General features: G+C 36.2%; 15 protein-coding genes. All 15 read left to right on the forward strand.

Annotated elements, in window-relative coordinates; genetic code table 11:
• Positions 1-51 precede the first annotated feature (51 nt).
• The 15 genes from gspG to CHB58_RS06075 all read left to right on the forward strand — a co-directional run bounded on the left by gspG (position 52) and on the right by CHB58_RS06075 (position 17,656).
• Positions 52-453 (forward strand): type II secretion system major pseudopilin GspG, encoded by a 402-nt coding sequence (gspG, locus tag CHB58_RS06005; protein ID WP_089323205.1) that lies wholly within the window; start codon positions 52-54, stop codon positions 451-453.
• Positions 441-752, forward strand: coding sequence for a prepilin-type N-terminal cleavage/methylation domain-containing protein (locus tag CHB58_RS06010; protein ID WP_089323206.1), 312 nt, complete (start codon positions 441-443; stop codon positions 750-752). The genes gspG and CHB58_RS06010 overlap by 13 nt, the downstream gene beginning before the upstream one ends.
• Entirely contained in the window at positions 742-1,266 is a 525-nt protein-coding gene (locus tag CHB58_RS06015) for a prepilin-type N-terminal cleavage/methylation domain-containing protein (RefSeq protein ID WP_089323207.1), read from the forward strand. Before CHB58_RS06010 ends, CHB58_RS06015 begins: the two co-directional genes overlap by 11 nt.
• Complete coding sequence (locus tag CHB58_RS06020; RefSeq protein ID WP_089323208.1) at positions 1,263-2,129, forward strand: type II secretion system minor pseudopilin; 867 nt, start codon at positions 1,263-1,265, stop codon at positions 2,127-2,129. Before CHB58_RS06015 ends, CHB58_RS06020 begins: the two co-directional genes overlap by 4 nt.
• Positions 2,126-3,172 (forward strand): hypothetical protein, encoded by a 1,047-nt coding sequence (locus CHB58_RS06025; protein WP_089323209.1) that lies wholly within the window; start codon positions 2,126-2,128, stop codon positions 3,170-3,172. The genes CHB58_RS06020 and CHB58_RS06025 overlap by 4 nt, the downstream gene beginning before the upstream one ends.
• Positions 3,173-3,640: a type II secretion system protein GspM gene (gene gspM / locus CHB58_RS06030; protein ID WP_089323210.1), complete on the forward strand. Its 468-nt coding sequence runs from the start codon at positions 3,173-3,175 to the stop codon at positions 3,638-3,640. It begins immediately after the preceding gene.
• Positions 3,637-4,260, forward strand: coding sequence for a hypothetical protein (locus CHB58_RS06035; protein ID WP_089323211.1), 624 nt, complete (start codon positions 3,637-3,639; stop codon positions 4,258-4,260). Before gspM ends, CHB58_RS06035 begins: the two co-directional genes overlap by 4 nt.
• Before the next feature lie 2 nt (positions 4,261-4,262).
• Positions 4,263-5,150 carry a PDZ domain-containing protein gene (locus tag CHB58_RS06040; protein ID WP_089323212.1) on the forward strand — a complete coding sequence of 296 codons (888 nt, stop codon included), beginning with the start codon at positions 4,263-4,265 and terminating at the stop codon, positions 5,148-5,150.
• Complete coding sequence (gene gspD / locus CHB58_RS06045) at positions 5,137-7,170, forward strand: type II secretion system secretin GspD (protein ID WP_089323213.1); 2,034 nt, start codon at positions 5,137-5,139, stop codon at positions 7,168-7,170. Before CHB58_RS06040 ends, gspD begins: the two co-directional genes overlap by 14 nt.
• Complete coding sequence (locus CHB58_RS06050; RefSeq protein WP_089323214.1) at positions 7,160-8,584, forward strand: GspE/PulE family protein; 1,425 nt, start codon at positions 7,160-7,162, stop codon at positions 8,582-8,584. The genes gspD and CHB58_RS06050 overlap by 11 nt, the downstream gene beginning before the upstream one ends.
• Before the next feature lie 8 nt (positions 8,585-8,592).
• Positions 8,593-9,780, forward strand: coding sequence for a type II secretion system F family protein (locus CHB58_RS06055; RefSeq protein ID WP_089323215.1), 1,188 nt, complete (start codon positions 8,593-8,595; stop codon positions 9,778-9,780).
• Positions 9,781-9,931: 151 nt separating this feature from the next.
• The gene (locus CHB58_RS06060) at positions 9,932-14,389 is read left to right on the forward strand and encodes a PKD domain-containing protein (protein ID WP_089323216.1); all 4,458 of its coding nucleotides are present in this window, start codon (positions 9,932-9,934) and stop codon (positions 14,387-14,389) included.
• A gap of 178 nt (positions 14,390-14,567) precedes the next feature.
• Positions 14,568-15,926: a glycosyltransferase family 39 protein gene (locus CHB58_RS06065; protein WP_245807350.1), complete on the forward strand. Its 1,359-nt coding sequence runs from the start codon at positions 14,568-14,570 to the stop codon at positions 15,924-15,926.
• Positions 15,916-16,296: a hypothetical protein gene (locus tag CHB58_RS06070; RefSeq protein ID WP_089323218.1), complete on the forward strand. Its 381-nt coding sequence runs from the start codon at positions 15,916-15,918 to the stop codon at positions 16,294-16,296. Before CHB58_RS06065 ends, CHB58_RS06070 begins: the two co-directional genes overlap by 11 nt.
• Positions 16,277-17,656 (forward strand): clostripain-related cysteine peptidase, encoded by a 1,380-nt coding sequence (locus tag CHB58_RS06075; RefSeq protein ID WP_089323219.1) that lies wholly within the window; start codon positions 16,277-16,279, stop codon positions 17,654-17,656. The genes CHB58_RS06070 and CHB58_RS06075 overlap by 20 nt, the downstream gene beginning before the upstream one ends.
• Positions 17,657-17,851 lie beyond the last annotated feature (195 nt).

The following is a 17,851-nucleotide window of genomic DNA, read 5'->3' on the forward strand; positions in this document are numbered from 1 at the left end:
CTTTAATCTTGCTATAATCTAAATTCCACAGTTACTTTTAGGAGGTAAATAGTGAGAAAAGCCTTTACGCTTATAGAACTTCTTGTTGTCGTTGTTATTCTTTCTCTTCTTGCTGCTATCGTTGTTCCAAAGCTTACAGGAAGAGTTGATGAAACAAAGGTAAAAACAACCAAAGTGCAGCTTAAAGAGATAAAGAGAGCACTTGAGATGTATAAGCTTGATAACGGTATGTATCCGACAACTTCTCAAGGTTTGAAAGCCCTTGTGGAGAATCCGGAAACGCCTCCTGTCCCTTCCCACTGGCGTCAATACCTTAATGCTGTTCCAAAGGACGGCTGGGGGAACGATTTTGTGTATATCTCTCCTGCTGATAAACACCCTTTTGAGTTAAAGTCAAAGGGTCCTGATGGAGAACTTGGGACGGAGGACGATATATCTGTATGGGACCGGTAGAAAAGGGGTTTACTCTTCTTGAGGTTGTTGTTGCGGTGGCTGTTCTTGCGGTGGGGGCTTCTGTCCTTCTTTATGTTGCATCAAACAGCACTAACAGGGTTTATCAATCTGAAAGCAGAATCAGTGCTTTACAGCTTATAAAGAGAAAGGTATACGATATAGATGCTAACGGAACTTTGAATGGTTTTACTATTGAAGAGAAGGATAAAACCTTTGATTTAGGAGTGAAGGAAAGGAAGTTTATTGTGAAGGATAAAAATGGAAAAGAGGTTTTAACGTTTTACTATTATGAAAAGTAGAAAAGGTGTTACTCTTCTTGAGCTTCTTATAGTTGTTACGCTGTTTGCCGTTATATTCTCTGCGGTGGAGTTTCTCTTTTCTGGAACAATTTTCTCTTCTGCATCCCTTTCTTCAAGGGTGAATAAAGATACTGAAGCTATATCTTTTTACTCTCAGCTTTCAGCCCAGCTTTTCTCCTCTTTTAATCCCCGCAGGGAGAATTTTCTTCTTGACAGCGACACTCTTTCCTTTTACACTCTTTCTCCCCTTTTCTATCCTTGCGGAGTGAGAGCAGAATACAGGTTTAAAAAGGATAACGGCACAGTAGAAGTTGTTTATGAAGAGTTTCCATACCCTGACGGAAGACTTGGGGAAGAGGGAAAAAGAAAGGTTGTAATTGGCAGGTTTTCTGATGTTAAGTTTTATGTGTATGTAAACGGTGAGTGGAAAGATGCTTACAGGGGAAGCTTTCAAGGTATAGGAAAAGTAGAGATTGACGGGAGAGAATACATTATAACCGGAAAGGTGAAATGATTCTTATAGTTGTTCTTATGGTTCTTGCATCCTTAACGGTTGCAGTTACAGAGACAGCCGATGATTCCTATTTTTTGCAAAGATATACTGATATTCTTTTACAGAAGGAGCAGATAATGGCTTTTGCTGATGGAATTTCAGCAGGTGTTATAACACTTTTTTCTTATGATGACAGCAATGTGGATTACTACGGTGAATACTGGACCTATCCTGTTCCTTTTTCCCTTCATGGGATAGGTCTTAACGTTGAGATAGAGGATGAAGAGAGATACTTGAATCCTAATATTCTTGTTGAAAACGGCAAAGTTAACGAGAAAGCGAGAGAGATTTTTAACAGACTTTTTGAGATAACAGGCATAGGTTCTGAAATGACGGAAAAGCTTATTGAGTGGATTGCTCCTTCTGATGTTGATGATGGTTTAAAGCACGCTCCTTTTGATACTACAGAGGAGATAAAACTTATAGAAGGAGTTACTCCCGAGATTTATAACGGAAGGATTGAAGATGGGGAGTTTAAGCCGGGTCTTCGTTCTCTTCTTTCTGTCTGGAGCAGCGGTAAAGTTAACATAAACACAGCATCAAAGTGGATTCTTATGGCTCTTGATAGTGAAATAGATGAAAACCTTGCAGCTAAAATAATATCCTATCGTGAGAAGAAACCGTTTAAAAAGGTTGATGATCTTATTAACGTTGATGGTGTAACATCTGATATTATCTATAGGATAAAACCGTTTGCAGATGTGAGAAGCAGTCATTTTCTTGCAAGGGCACAGATAGATATTGGTGATACCAGTTATACAGTTGAAATTCTTTTTGTTAGAAGTGGTGGAACGCTTAAAGAGGTCTGGAGAAGGATAAGGTGATAGTTAAAGTTGTTCTTGGACAAAGTGAAGCTGTTTTTGAGGTGAACCCTTTAAAAGGTAAAGTGTTTGTTTGTGATAAAAAAAAGTATGACAGGCTTTTTGCACTTTTGCCTGTTGAAAAAACTTCTTTCAGGATAAACGATTTTCCGTTCCGTGACAGGAGAAAGATAAGAAAGATTATTGAGGGAGAGATAAAACACAATCCTTTATTTCAGGGAAAAGAGGTTTTAAGCCGCTCCATCTTCTTTGATACACCTGAAGGTGTGAGAGTGTTTACTGTGATAACTTTTAAAGAGGAGGTGGATGCTCTCTCTTCGTTAAAGCCTGATGTTATTGACAGTGAAGCGGTGGCTCTTTTAAGGGTCTTGCTGTTTAAAGGGGAGCGGGACGGCAGGTTTATTTTTGAGAAGGATAAGGGAGCTTTTGTTATAGAGTTAAAAAACGGGCTTCCTGAAAAGGTTTATCTATCAAAAGGGCAGGAAACGGGTAAGAAAGTTGAAGTTGATGGAGTTTCTGTAGAAAACCTTCCACTTCTTGGCTCGGCTCTCCAGATACTGGAAAACAGGGAGATAAACTTCTTAAAAGAGGAAGGAGAATCTTTTGAAATGCCCCTTTTAAAAGGAGCATTTTTGCTTTCTGTATTCCTTTCACTACTTATAGGTGGTTTTCTTTACAGGGGACATCTTTTCAGTTTAAAGATAGATGAGATTAAAGAAGCGGAAAAGAAACTTTTTGCACAAAAATTTCCCGGGATTCCTCCTGTTGACCCTTTTTCTCAGCTAAAAGGGATGGTGGCTACAGTAAAGCCGACTTTAAAAAAGGATGCTGTTGATGTTTTAAATGAGATAGGTAAAAGCAAACCGTTTAATGTAAAACTTATAAAAATTCAGGTATCTGATAGAAGTATCTCTCTAGAAGGAGAAGCTCCTGATATTAATACTGTTGATAAATTTAAAAATAAACTTAAAAACTATGAGATGAAAATAGTTGAGACTGTTAGTTTCAAAGATAAGGTGAGATTTAAACTTCAGGGACGGTATTAAATGGTGGGAAAAATTAAAACCTACTTTTTTTCTCTTCAGGAGAAGGAGCGGTTTCTTCTGATAGTTATGATTTACGCTGTTATCATTCTTGGTGGCTTTTTTATCGTTTTACCAACTGCTTTAAACTTTTCAGAAGGGAAAAGGAAAATTTTAAAGGAAAAAGTTTTTGAATATTACCACTTTAAAGAGCTTCTTGCTTCTTATATTCCTTTGGAAAGCAAAAAGAGCAAAGTTACAATTTCTCAAATTTCAAATATTGCTCAGAAAACCGGTATGAAACAGTATATCTCTCTAATAAAGCCGATGGAGAAAGGGTTTGAAATAAAGGTTTCTGATGCTCCTTTTAATACATTTTCAGCTTTTCTTAAAGCTCTTAAAAAAGAGGGTATATCTGTTGTTTCCCTTAACGTAAACACTATTACAGGTGATGTTAAAGGTTATCTTGTTGTTTCAGAGGGCGGTGAATGAAAAAGTTTTTAATTTTTGCTATTACTGCTGTTGCTTTCTGTTTTGCTGGATTTCTTTACTTTTTCCCTGCAGATGTTACTGTGGAGAATCTGGTTTTTAAAATGGGAGGCAAAGTCTCTTCTGTAAAAGGAAACGGGTTTTCTATTTCTCTTAATGATGTTGAATTTAAAGGATTAAAGATAGATTCTGTAACAGTTGAAAATAAAATTTTAAGTGTTGTTTTAAGATTTGATAACGATAGTTTTTCAACTTTTAGTTTTTTAGACAGGAAACTTTCTGTGAATTTAAACAGGTTGCCGTTTATCTTTGATAACGGACAGGTGAGGGGAACTGGAGATTTAACCTGTAAGGGAGTGGTTTCTGTTGAAACTCTCAAAGGAAACCTTGAAGGTCAGATTAAGGTTTTAAAAGGTTATTACAACGGTATAAGTATTGGGAGTATAAGCGGAAAGTTTCAGTATAAAGATGGGAAGGTTAAAGCGTCTTTTGAAAGTTCCATTTTTAAAGGAAATCTTGACGGTGAGATTAAAAAGGACAAAGCTGGTGTTGTTTTTAAAGGTGTCTTTAGAGGAAGTGTGGCAGGAAGTAGAGTTGTTGAAAGAATTTCTTTCAGGATGTGAGTATGGAAAAGTTTACGTTTCTTTTCGAAAATTATAAAGGTAGATTACTTCGCACTGTTCCTGTTTTTATTTATGCTTTGGCTTTTGCAGTTTTTGGTGTGTTTATAGGAGTTGTTTCAGGAGGTTTTGTTTTTGAAAAAATTTTCTCCATTGATTTAAGGCTTCCAGAAGTGGAAAGGAATAAGGAGATAAAAAAGAGTAAAGAATTTGATTATTCAGGTATTGATAAAGTTTTTGGAGCTTTAGAGGATAGAGGTGATAGGAATATTGAAGGGAAAACTGGAACACAGGAAAGTAGCGCAAATACAGGAAATATTAAGATAGCTGGAACACTTATAGCCGGTAAGGTTAAATATGCCATTGTTGAAACTGGAGACATAAGGAGAATTTTAAGAGAGGGGGAGCAGCTTGACGGCTTTAAATTGGTTAAAGTGGAGAAATTTTTTGTTGAGGTTGAGAAGGGGGGAAGAAGGTTTAAAATACGTGTGTTTGGTAAAGATTTTAAGGGTGTAGAGAGAAAAATTGAAAAATCTACCAGGCCATCTTCTGCAACCGTTCATTCTACTGCCCCAAAGGTGATTAAACTTGCCAGAGCTATGGTTGAGAAAGAAACAGCAGATATAGGTAAACTTTTAAAAGATGTAGCAATAATGCCTGTGCTAAGGGGTGGTAAAACGATAGGTTACAAATTTGCAAGGATAAAGCGGGGAAGCATTTTACGGAAAATTGGACTTAAGCCGGGAGATATTATTCTATCGGTTAATGATGTGCCTGTTACTACGGTGGATGATACTTTTAAGATTTATAACATTTTAAGGAACGAGGATACTGTTAAGGTGGAGCTTGAAAGGAGAGGACACAGGGAGGTGATAATCTATGAAATTAGATAGGGGATTAGTTTCTTTGATACTTGCTTTTTCTGTCTGTGGAAGTTCTGCGGCAGCACCGTTTAATTTTAGGAGGGTTGATAGACCTCCCCGGGTAAGAGAGGCTTCTGCTGAGAAAAAAGAGGGTAATTTTGCAGTTGAAAATATTGATTTTAACGCTATTAAAAGAAGCGGAAAATTAACTTTGAACTTTGATAACATTGATATTGCCACTCTTACCTATATGGCATCTCAGCTTGCAGGGAAAAACATTATAGTTCCTGATTCTCTCAAAGGTTCAGTTACTCTCATTTTTTCAGAACCTGTTTCCATAAAAGATTTCTGGAACATATACACTGCAATTTTAAGAACAAGAGGATATGCAATAGTTGATAAAGGTAAGTTTTATGAGGTTATTCCTGAATCAAAGACACGGGGAGAAACACCGCCTCTTGAGAAAAAGTTTCTTTCTGGTGATGTTCTTGTTACCTACGTTTACAGATTTAAAAACGGTAATATTTCCAATGTAGAAAAAGTTCTTGCAAAGATGAGGTCAAAAAGGGGGCATCTGCTTTTTTATAAGCCGACAAATATGGTGATAATTACAGATACTGCAGCTAACATAAAGAATTTTAAAGAGATTCTTTCCCTTATAGATTCTGCAGAAAAAGGAACAGATATAAAAGTTTATTCTCTTGAATACTCTTCTCCAACAGAGGTTGCTGCGGCACTTAAAACGGTTTTCTCTTCCTTTTCAAAAAGAGGAGTTCCTTTTGTTGTATATCCTGCAACTTCTTCGGGAAGTATAGCTGTAATGGCAAGGAAAGATCTATTTCCCAAAATAGAAGAGATTATTGAAAAGCTTGATGTTCCATCTTCACAGGAGGGAGAAAAGAAGTTTTACGTTATCTATCTTAAAAATTCAAAAGCAAAAGATCTTTCTGCTGTTTTAAATAAACTTGTTGCAAGTATTGCGGTCTTTTCCTCATCAAAGAAGAAAAAAACGGTTACCAGGCCTGGAACAAAGATAAAGATAGTGCCCGATGAATCCATTAACGCCCTTATAGTTTACGCAAATGAGAAGGAGTATAAAGCTATAAATGACCTTGTTTCTCAGCTTGACAGAAGAAGAAAACAGGTTCTTGTTTCCGTTTTTATAACAGAGGTTTCTCAGAAAGCTTTAAAAGAGATAGGGATAAGGTGGCAGGCTTTTGGAAAGAACGGTGGTGCTACCTTTAGAGGCGGGCTTTCAGATGCAGACTTTTTCTCTTCTATTGGAATGTCAAACTTTGCAGCTGGGTTTTTAAGCTCCTCGGGACAGTCGGTTAATATAGGTGGAACAAACGTATTTTTCCCGAACCTTCTTATGCTTTTTTCCCTTCTTGAGTCAGGAACAGGATTTAATGTTATTTCTGCTCCGAAACTTCTTACTATAAACAACAAAGAAGCAAAGATAGACGTTTCTCAGATTACCCCTTTTGCTGAAAGTTTAAAGTTTGATGTTAATGGAAATCCGATAATAAACTACAGTTATAAACCTGTTGGTCTTGTGCTTAAAATAACACCTCACATTTCTGTTGATAAATCAATAGTTATGGAAACTCACCTTGAGGTGAACGATATTATCGGTTACGAAAAGCCTGATATTGGCGGTATTCAGTATGTTGTTCCTATAACCTCAAAGAGAGAGCTTGATACAACCATAAAGATTCCAAACGGAAAAACGATAGTCCTTGGCGGGTTAATTTCTAAAAAGACGATAAAAACGATGGAAGGGGTTCCTCTTCTCTCTTCTATACCTATTGTAGGGAATCTTTTTAAATATAAATCTGAAGATAATCAAAAGACAAATCTCTTTATCTTTATGACACCTTTTGTTGTTGAAACTCCAGAGGATATAGCAAAAATAACTGAATGGCACAAAAAGATGAGTAAACTGTTTATAGAGAAGGAGAAAGAGCTTAGAAAGAGAAAAACAGAAGATGAATGGAAAAGCAATATAGTCAACAGTCCGAATTATGAAGGAAATAAAGATGAGAAGTGAGCAGATACCTGTTGAGTTTATGAGAAGAAACCAGATTCTTCCCTGTGGGGATGGGAAGTTTTACATAACCAGAGCAACTCCCTTTTATATTCTTGAAGATTTAAGGCTTATATATGGCGAGTTTGAAACAGAGCTTATAGATGAGGATGCTTTTAATGAGAAGATGGAAGAGTATCTTTCCTCTATTGAAGGTAGTGTTGATGAAGAGGGGGAGATAGAAACCTCCTTTTCTGAAGACCTTCTTTCTGGTTCAGACGCTCCGATAATTCAGATGATAAACTCTATTTTCTTGAAAGCGATAAGGGTTAAGGCAAGTGATATCCATTTTGAGCCGTATGAAAGGGAAGTTGTTGTTAAGTTTCGCCTTGACGGTGTTTTGCACGAGATAACAAGAATTCCTTCTAAAACCTACCAGAAAGTTGTTTCAAGGATTAAGGTTATTTCAAGGCTAAATGTTGCTGAGAAAAGGCTTCCTCAGGATGGAAGAATAAGGGTAAACATAGGGAAAAAACAGATAGATATGAGGGTTTCAACTCTTCCGACAGTTTTCGGGGAAAGGGTTGTTATAAGGCTTCTTGATAAATCCCATAAGATTTTAACGCTTGAAGAGCTTGGATTTTCAGGAAAGGATTACGAAATTTTCAGCAGTGTAATTTCAAAGCCTTACGGACTTATTCTTGTTACAGGACCTACAGGTTCTGGTAAATCAACAACTCTTTACGCTGCACTTTTGAAAATTTTCTCTCCGACAAAAAACATATTGACAGTTGAAGACCCTGTGGAATATCAGATAGAAGGGATAAATCAGGTTCAGGTAAATCCTAAGATAGGTCTTACTTTTGCCACCGGTTTAAGGAGTATATTAAGGCAGGATCCTGATATTATTATGATAGGTGAGATTAGAGATCTTGAAACTGCTGAAATTGCTGTTAGGGCTTCAATGACAGGACATCTTGTTCTTTCAACTCTTCATACAAACGACGCTCCATCTTCCATCGCAAGGCTTACCGATATGGGGGTAGAGCCGTTTCTCATAGCTTCTTCTCTTGAGTGTGTTGTTGCTCAAAGGCTTGTTAGAAGGGTTTGTTCTGAGTGCAGCTATCCTTATACTCCTTCAGAGAAAGAGAGAGAACTGATAGAGAAGGTGCTTAAAAGGAAAGCTCCTGAAAAGCTTATAAAAGGTAAAGGCTGTGAAAAGTGCCTCGGGACAGGGTATAGTGGCAGAATAGGGATATACCAGCTTATGAGAGTGGATGAGGAAATGAAATCTCTTATAACCAGGACATCTGAAACCGATAGGATAAGGAAGCTTGCTTTTGATAAAGGGATGAAGACTCTTCTTCATGATGGACTTGAGAAAGTTGTTTCAGGGATTACAACTATTGAGGAAGTTTTACAGGTGGCAGGAAGGTAGGAGAGTGGATGCCGGTATTTGAGTATAGAGCGTTTGATAAAAGTGGAAAAGAGATAAAAGGAAAGGAAGAAGCTCTTTCACAGGAGCAGCTTCGTGCTGTTCTTGAGAGAAAGGGTTTAATTCCCTACGAGATAAAACCTGTTCAAAATGTTGAGAAAAGAAGTTTTTCTTTTAGAAGAAAGAGAATTTCTGATAGTGATGTGGCACTTATTCTTTATGAGATGGGAACACTTTTTGAGAAAGGCCTTCATATTACAGATATTTTTGATATTCTTGCGAAACAGTTTGAAAACTCTCCTCTTGAAGAGGTTTTCCTCGTTGCCCGTTCAAAGGTTTCAGAGGGTATGCCAGTTGGAGAGGCGATGAGAGAAACAGGTGTTTTCCCGGATTTTGTTTCTGAGATGGTTCTTGCAGGGGAGGAGTCCGGGGCTCTTGGGAAGATTTTGATTTCCGCTGCTAAATTTGTTGAAAGGGAAACGGAGTTCAGAAATAAGATTAAAGGAGCTTTGACCTATCCTGTTATAGTTCTTGTTGTGGGTTTTCTTTCCATGTTTATAGTTATGAAGGTTGCTGTGCCAAAGATAGTAAAAATCTATACTCAGTTTAATCAGGATATTCCCGCTTCAACGAAAGCAGTGCTTTATTTTTCATTTTTTATCTCTTTTCTGTTTAAACTTTTACCTTTTGTGGCTGCTTTTCTATTTGTTTTTAGAAGAAAATTTCTTAATAAGGAAACTATTGACAGATTAAAACTGAAAATCCCTTTTTACAAGGATATACAGCTTTACTCCATATATACATCGTGGAGCAATACTTTATCTCTTTTACTTGGTGGCGGCTTGCCCCTTGATGAAGCTGTTGAGGTTGCAAACAAGACTGTGGGCAATGTTGAAATCAAGAAAAAGTTTGAACCGATTCCAGAATGGATAAGGGAGGGGAAAAGATTATCTGAGTATCTGCGCGTAGCAAAAGCCCTTCCTGACGCAGCAGTCCGTCTTATAATGATAGGGGAAGAAACGGGAGAGATGGAAGAGATGCTGTCTCTTGTAAGTTCCATTTACAGAAAAGAGACAGAAAAGATGGTAACCCTTTTCATGAGTTACCTTGAGCCTGCCACTCTCCTTGTTCTTGCTGTTTTTGTTGCATTCTTTGTATTTGCTACAATTTTACCGATATTTAACCTGACTGTTAAGTGATATTATTGTTCTTTGTGAATTTGATATTTGAGTCTGTCATAATTTTGCTATACTATATATAGTGGAGGAAGTTTTTCTTGTAGAGATCTGTATATATTAAAGCTAATTTATTATAATTTAGGTTAGGGTTAAATGTTTTTGAGGGGGAGTCATGAGAAAAAGACTTGAATTTCTAATGTTGCTGTTCTTGTTTTCGTCAATTTTAGTTACTGCTGGGTGTTTTGGAGGTTCGTCTGATAGTGACGATGCAGTATCCGGCACATATGATGCAAGTTCGGTGGAGACAATTTCCCAAGACACAACTGATGAAGCAACAGAAGAAGTATCGTTGGTATCTGCTAAAGTGGTTGGAGAGGTAGAGGGAGTTTCTGCTGCGAGTGTAAGACTTGTGGTTGATAAAAACGATAATGGAATATTTAGTGAGGACGATGGTGATATAGTTTATGCTTCTGTGACAGATGATAATGGTTTTTTTGCATTTACAGATGTAAAAATTCCTGATAGTGGTGTTAATGCTACTTTAACAGTTTCAAAAGATGGATATGCTGATTTTACAAAAGTTCTTAATCTTATGCCTGATAGAAGTTCCATAACTATGAGAATATCTCTCGTTCCAGCTACTACAACAGTTATTCCTATAACAACAGATGTTAGAACTACAGGAAAAATTACAATTGCCGTAAGTAAAGATGGGAATGTAAAAACTTTTATAGGGACTACGAGGGCGCCGCTTGATTTAAATGGAACAGACATTACCGTTTCTTTTGATACATCCTTACTTCCTTCAGATGTTACAGCAATAAAATCTTCTCTAAAGAACTTTGATTCTACAAATGAGTCGGACATAAAGTATTTTCCAGGAGAGTTTGCAGGAGAAGACCCTAATGGAAATGGAGAGGTTCTCCTTGATTCGGTTGTATTTTCTCTTGTAGATATTGAGAATCAAAATGGAGAACCGTTAAGATTTATATCAACAAGAGAGGATACTTGTAACGTTGAGATTACAAGGTATCTTTCAGGTTCTGCTATAAAGAAAATTAAAGAGAGAGGAGATTTTGAACCTGATACTCCGGGCTGTCAGGTGCCGATTTATACCTATATCCCTCAAACTGGAAAATGGGATTATCTTGGTGTTGGTACTGTTATTGATTCTGGGTGGAATGAGGTAGGAACCTGTGATGTTGATGAAAGTGGCTATTATTATCTAAAAATCTGTGCGGAAAATCCGGCCGTTACAAATTATTACAATCTTGATTATCCAGTTTACTTTTATGAAATAAAGGAAGTTAAAGTTTGTTTTGTGACAAAGGGAACTAACGGAGAACCTGTAACTGATGGTTGGGTTTCTTTTACAGATGTGGGTATTTATCGTTATGCTTATTCTGACAGTAATGGAGTGGCAGCTATAAGTATTCCTGTTCAAACATCGGATGGTAATGTAACAACAGACACTCTGCAGGCTGCATATCCTGGTGGAGAGTTTTACTACAGGAATTACATATTGGGTGCTTATTATTCTGCTGATATTGCTGAAATTGCGGAATCTAAGAGGGAAGGTTGCGATTTTGAAATTGTAAGAACAGTTCCCAATTCTCCTGTAGAGGTTACTGTCTATGCTAAGGATGAAAATGGTAATCCTGTTTCAGACAGGAATGTATGTCTTACAGATAATTACTATTTCTATAACTGCAATAAAACCGACAGTAATGGAGTTACAACATTTTCTGTAAAACCTGAAAGGGAGTATACCGCCTATGGAGAGCACCTTGAAAGGGTATCTCAGCGTGTGACTGTTTCAAATCCTCAATCATTGGTCTTTACCTTAGAACATAAAAATAACCCACCAGATGTTTATCTATATGTTTATCCAGATAGTGTAAAGACAGGAGGTGTTGTAAGCATTTATTTCAGTGCTTACGATAATGATTGGGATGATTTGAATGCTACTCTTAAATGTGATGGACAGGAAGTAACATCTTTTGATTATCTGTATTCCTATTCAGGATATTTGTATGGCTATGCTACGTGTACATTTGAAGACTCAGGAGATAAGAAAATTTCTGTTTCTGTAAGTGATGGGTATGATATAGCTAACAGAGAAGAAACAGTGTCTGTTGAGGAAGTTAATACTCCTCCTATTATCTACGGATATCAGTTTACGGATGAAAATGGAGGAAAAGTTTCTGCTGATGCTATTAAAGTTAATAGAACCTATACGGCCAGGATATTTGCTTATGATCCTGATGGAGATTCTTTAGCTTATGAGGAAACTACTGGATTCTGTACCAATACTGGTGATGGAGAATTTAGCTGCAACTTTACTTCTCCTGGCAATTTTTCATTAAAGTTTACAGTTTCAGATGAGAAAGGAGGTATGGATTCTGTAGATATTGATATACAGGTGTCTGAAAACAAACCTCCGCGGATTGTATCATCATCTGTTGATAAGCTTGAGATTGAAAGTGGTGATACTGTTAGTGTTTATGCTTATGTTGAAGATTTAGATAGCCAGGAACTTTCCATGGAATTAAAGGTGGGGAATACTACTGCGTCAGGAGTATGTTCTCAGGTTTCTTCTGGATATTTTTCCTGTAATGGTAGTATAGCTGTTTCAGGAGAGGAAGGAGAAACTTCTATAGAAATTACCGTTAAAGATAATGATGATTTAACAGATACGAGCAATCTTGCAGTAGTTGTTGGCACTATAAACGTTCCTCCAGTAATAGTTTCTGGATTGCCGGAAAATATTCAGTTATCTCCTGGAGATACGTATACATTTTCAGTAACTGCAATAGACCCTGATGGGGATTCCCTTTCTTATAAATGGTATGTGAATGGAGAGCTTCAAGAAGAGGCAGGAAGAATCTTTTCTTATCAGTTTAATGAAGCAGGAACTTATACTGTAAAGCTTGAAGTGTCAGATGGTAAGAGTAAAGTGGACAGTATCTGCGGTGTAAGTGTTACAGATGGGAGTGATAAAATTACTATTAATGTAGGGCTTGCAGGTGTATATGTGTCTCTTCTTGATTCCAATATGACTGTGATTAAAACAGTAGAAACAGATGGAAGTGGTATTGCTGTATTTGACGGAGTGGGTTCCACAGCTTCAATTTCCATAACTTTATCCCCTGATGTTGTTTTAACAGAAGGTTATGTTTTTGATGTTTTTGTGGATAAACTGTATGAATATCTTTTCAATTCATTTAATGGTACCTTGTCTTCCTATGGTATAGATCAATGGGTACTGGAAAGGAAGTTTCCTGTTTCATTTTTTGAAGATATAGGTTATTTTGATAGTATTTCTCCTTCTTTACTTGATACAGATAGAGATGGATATCTTTCTATGGCTGAAATATATGATTTCGTATTACAAACATATGATGATAATGGGGATGGAGAAGTTGAGCTTAAGGAGCTTGTTTCAGATAAGGTTTATGTGCAGGTTGATGTTCTGAAGGATCTACCATCTGGAACTTATGATTTATCAGGATTTTATCTTGAAGATATGGGAATTGGATACGAGTTAGGATATAACTTTGGTTATGATGTGGGCTATGGAATGAAATTTGTGAATCTTACTGTTACTGATGTAGCAGATTATTCCAATCTTAATATTTATCCTGTATATCCTGCTTCACATATTTTTTCCAATGTAACAAACAGCACTTACCAGATGCTTGTTTCTGTGCCTTTGCAAAATGATGGAAACTATTCTCTTTTCCTTGTGGCAAGTTTGTTTGATAATACTACGTGGAGTTACTATTCCAAATACTACTTCTTTAAAGATAGGTCCGATGATAATCTATCAGTTTCTTTAAATGATTTTGTGGATGGAGTGCGTATATCTACCAATATAATTTCAAATGACACTATCTGGGAAAATGTTGATATTGACGTGATTTATAAAGGGGTGATGTACTCCTATTTAGAAGCATACTTAAACATAGATGGAGAATATACTATTTATACTATTCCACAGATTGAAGGGGCTGAATATTATATGGATTTCAATAGAGGAGAAATAACAGCTAATAGTTCTTTTCTATACAGGTCTGTAAGGAATATAGATTTAGGAGCATCTCTTCCTTCTTTCATGGATGTTTCTCCATATAGAACCAGGCTTATGGATGTTTATCTTTCACTTGATAATGAAACTTTGATTTTGACAGGTAACGATACATCTTCTGTTGATCTTGTTATTCACAATCGGGTAATAGCTGGAACTGTGAATGAAACATACTATCAGTGTGAGATGACCTTTATTAGTCCATATAAAGGAGATAACAGAATTACGATACCATCAGTTGCAGAAGTTATTCCTTCTGATGTTTATACCTCTTATGTAAAGACAGTGGAAGAAAATCCAGGCGCCTTAAGGAGCTATACAGGTGCATTGGATATGGAGGGTTTTGTATGGGGGGATTTTTCAATATTTGATGATGAGACAAGAGAGATTCGTGAAACTGAAATGTCACAATCAGAATGGATAGATTATACTGCTGATACACGGGTAGTTACAGATAGAAATATGCCTTTAAGTCAAAATGCTACAGAGGGGCACTTTATAGGTGGTTTCTTTGAAAAGATTGATGTTAATCTATTTAAGTAGATTTAGAAACTTAACATTTAAGGGGAAGTATTTGCTTCCCCTTTTTTTGTTTGGTTTTTCTGTTTCTTTGTCTTCTTTATACTGTTTTTCAAAGCTGCATGAATTCAAGGTTCCTTTTCCTGGTTCAGATACTGCTTTTTACTGGTATATTGGTAGTGTTTTAAAAGAACATGGGATAATGACTTTCCATATAAAGCAATACTTTTTTTCACCGTTATATGCATTCTGTTTCTATGTTTTTTCCCTGTTGGGGAATAGTGTTTCTCTTGCCTGCTTTTTTAGTTCTTTCTGTTTTTTAGTTTCAGGAATTGCTTTGTTTTTTCTTGTTAAAGAGATTTTTAATTCACGTGTGGCTGCAATTTCAACTTTACTGTTTTACATTTATAAACCTCTTGTCTTTTATTCGTTTTTACCATTGAAAACAATGCCGTTTATACTTCTAACTTTAGTTTTCCTTCTTTTTACTCTAAGGGGCTTTAATAAGGAAAAAAATATTTATTTTTTTCTTGCTGGACTTGTTTCAAGTTTTTCTCTTTCCCTTGAAGGCCTTTTTTTGCCTGTATTTATTACGGTGCTTTGCTTTTTTATTTTTAAAGGAAAAAGTTACTTTAAAAGGTTAGGATTTCTTTTCATTGGTTTTTTTCTTGGATTTTTGCCTTTTGGTTTGAGAAGCTACTATGTTTCAAAGTCATTTCAAGTTGCCCCTTCTCTTTTAGGTATCCATTTTTATATAGGGAATACTTTAGGTTCAGATGGGGTATATAAAAAGGTAAAAGATATTAGGCCAAATGCGTTTGGTCATTTTTACGATGCAAAGGCTATAGCTGAAAAGGAAACAGGTAAAAAATTAACTCCGTCACAGGTTAATCTTTTCTGGCTGAAAAAAAGCTTTTCAATAATTACTGAAAAGCCTACAAGATTTGTTTCCCTGTTTTTAAGAAAAATTTTGCTTACAGTTAATGATTTTGAAGTGCCAAATAATTTTAATTTTTATATTATTTCTAAAAAGATTCCCACTATTAGATATAACATTTTTTCTTTTTCTGTACTTTTTTCTTTCAGTATGGCCGGAATTGTTCTATATATTTTAATTGAACGGAAGATAAATCTATTTCTTTTACTAACTTTGGTTTATTCGCTATCTCTCTCTCTGTTTTTTATTGCATCCCGCTATAGGTTGCTTTTAGCTGTGTTTCTTTTACCTTTTGCGGGTTTTTTTGTTGTTGAACTTCTTAGATTTCAGAACAGGAAAATTTTATTTGTTTCATTTATAACAGGGATTTTTGCCTTTATGCTTTCAAAGATACCCATTTTTTCAGAACAGGCACGTATGACGATTAATATAAGCTATGAGAGAAGATTAAGATATGCGGAAATTTTGGACAGAATAGATAAGCAATATAAGTATGCATCTATGGAAAGAAAGAGAAAACTACTTCTTAAAAAAGCTGGATTATTTTATAGATTCAAAATGGAAGAAATAGCCGAATACTTAAGAAGAAATGCAAAGAATCTGGAGGGTAAAGGTGAAAAATAGAATAATTTTTCTGTGTTTGGTTGCTTTTCTTTTCTCAGCTTTAAGTTGCGTGAGGAAGGAGGAAATGATTTTGGGAAAGTTTACTCAAAAAGAAACTTTCCCAAAAATAGGAACCATAATTTCACTTTCTGAAAATTTTACCGGGAAAAAAGTAGTTTTGAAAGTTAGATGCCTTGGTTGGAGGGATTGTCCTGATAGTGTTATGGTAACGAGAAGTGATGTTGTTATTGCTGATGATACTGGATGTATTTACGTTAAAGGTGGTTTAAGGAGAAATTTGTGGGGGAAGCAGCTTATTGTTCATGGGACTGTTCATGTTTTAAAAGGTAAACCATACATGGAGGTGGATAGTGTTGAAGTCAAGGAATAAAAAAAGAGGTATGGTTATTTTATATTTGCTTTTTACTTTGTTTTTATCTTTTTCTTTTTATTCCTGTGGTGAGTCTGAGAATCCTGTATCTTACACAGGGCAAGAAGAGTCTTACGATGTTGGAAATGAAACCTCTGAAATAGAGAATACTACTTCATCAGAAAACGGGACATCTGAAACAGAAGAGGCTATTTCATCGGAGAATGAAACATCAAAGAGAAAATGGACATTTATGGTTTTTTTAAATGGAGATAACGACCTTGAAAATTATGCGATATCTGATTTTCTTGAAATGTCAGAAGTTGGTTCAACTGATGACGTTGCTATTGTTGTTCTTATGGACAGGATAGATGGTTACTCTGATGAATATGGAGACTGGACTGGGTGTAAACTGTTTTATGTAGAAGGAGGAATGACTCCTACACCTGAAAATGCTACCGGAGATTGGGGTGAATGTAATATGGGAAGTAACGAAACATTATCGGAGTTTCTTTCTTATGTGTCTAAGAATTATCCTGCTGAACACTATGCTCTTGTTTTATGGGATCACGGTGATGGATGGAGAAGTTTAAATGGATGGCCTGATGTTAAGTTGTTTAAGATTGCCGGGCTTGATGATACTGATTATGATGAGCTTTACATAGATGAAGTTCAACAGGCATTAAAAACAACCAACGCTTCTCTTGATCTTATAGGTTTTGATGAGTGTTTGATGGCAATGGTAGAGGTTGCTTATGAGTTTAAGGATTTTGCTGATGTTATGGTTGCTTCTGAAAATACGGAGCCTGGCGATGGATGGGATTATAAGCCGTTCCTTGAGAGTCTGATAAGTAATCCTGATATGAATGCAACAGAGTTGGGAAAAGATATTATTGATGCTTTTGGGGAATACTATAGCGGTTATCCAGTAGGTGCAACATTATCTCTGATAGACCTTGGAAAGCTTGAAGACCTTGGAGAAGCGATAGACCGATTTTCTCGTCTTTATCCTATGGATTGGAATGCAGTTAGTATTTCGCTAAATTCTGTTCAGACTTTTAATTATGATGATTACGTGGATGTTTATGACTTTTTTAAAAAAATAAATGAAAATACACCTATGGAAGGAGCAGAAAGCGTTTCAGGAGAGATACTTTCCCTTCTAAATGAAACAGTTATTTACAGTTTTAGTAGTTCAGATATTTCTGCTTCCGGTTTATCCATCTATTTTCCAGAGCCCACCTGGTGGGATGATTTTTATAACGATACCCAGCATGATTTTGTAAATGATACTGCGTGGAACATCTTTCTCTGGAGATACTATACCGGTGATAATGTAGATTTTGAGCCTTATGAGTATTCTGCTAATGTTACAGAGTAAAAGGAAAAAAGCAGGCAAAATTCTTTTTTGGTAGGGGGTGAGCACATTCTCCCCACCCTTTTCCAATACCCCCAGCCTATTAGCCACCACAAAAACATCCTCAAGCAGCACAACAGGGAAACAAGCAACATTAAGATTAAACAAACAATCCCACTTACTCTTTAAAACCTCAAAAGGCGTTCTCCCATTCATACC

Origin of the sequence: Desulfurobacterium atlanticum (assembly GCF_900188395.1) — a bacterium.
GTDB classification, from domain to species: Bacteria; Aquificota; Aquificia; order Desulfurobacteriales; family Desulfurobacteriaceae; genus Desulfurobacterium_A; species Desulfurobacterium_A atlanticum.

Coding starts and splice junctions, on each gene's coding strand:
- CHB58_RS06010 (WP_089323206.1), top strand. CDS start 441: ATGGGACCGGTAGAAAAGGGGTTTACTCTTCTTGAGGTTGTTGTTGCG.
- CHB58_RS06015 (WP_089323207.1), top strand. CDS start 742: ATGAAAAGTAGAAAAGGTGTTACTCTTCTTGAGCTTCTTATAGTTGTT.
- CHB58_RS06020 (WP_089323208.1), top strand. CDS start 1,263: ATGATTCTTATAGTTGTTCTTATGGTTCTTGCATCCTTAACGGTTGCA.
- gspM (WP_089323210.1), top strand. CDS start 3,173: ATGGTGGGAAAAATTAAAACCTACTTTTTTTCTCTTCAGGAGAAGGAG.
- CHB58_RS06035 (WP_089323211.1), top strand. CDS start 3,637: ATGAAAAAGTTTTTAATTTTTGCTATTACTGCTGTTGCTTTCTGTTTT.
- CHB58_RS06040 (WP_089323212.1), top strand. CDS start 4,263: ATGGAAAAGTTTACGTTTCTTTTCGAAAATTATAAAGGTAGATTACTT.
- gspD (WP_089323213.1), top strand. CDS start 5,137: ATGAAATTAGATAGGGGATTAGTTTCTTTGATACTTGCTTTTTCTGTC.
- CHB58_RS06050 (WP_089323214.1), top strand. CDS start 7,160: ATGAGAAGTGAGCAGATACCTGTTGAGTTTATGAGAAGAAACCAGATT.
- CHB58_RS06055 (WP_089323215.1), top strand. CDS start 8,593: ATGCCGGTATTTGAGTATAGAGCGTTTGATAAAAGTGGAAAAGAGATA.
- CHB58_RS06060 (WP_089323216.1), top strand. CDS start 9,932: ATGAGAAAAAGACTTGAATTTCTAATGTTGCTGTTCTTGTTTTCGTCA.
- CHB58_RS06065 (WP_245807350.1), top strand. CDS start 14,568: ATGACTTTCCATATAAAGCAATACTTTTTTTCACCGTTATATGCATTC.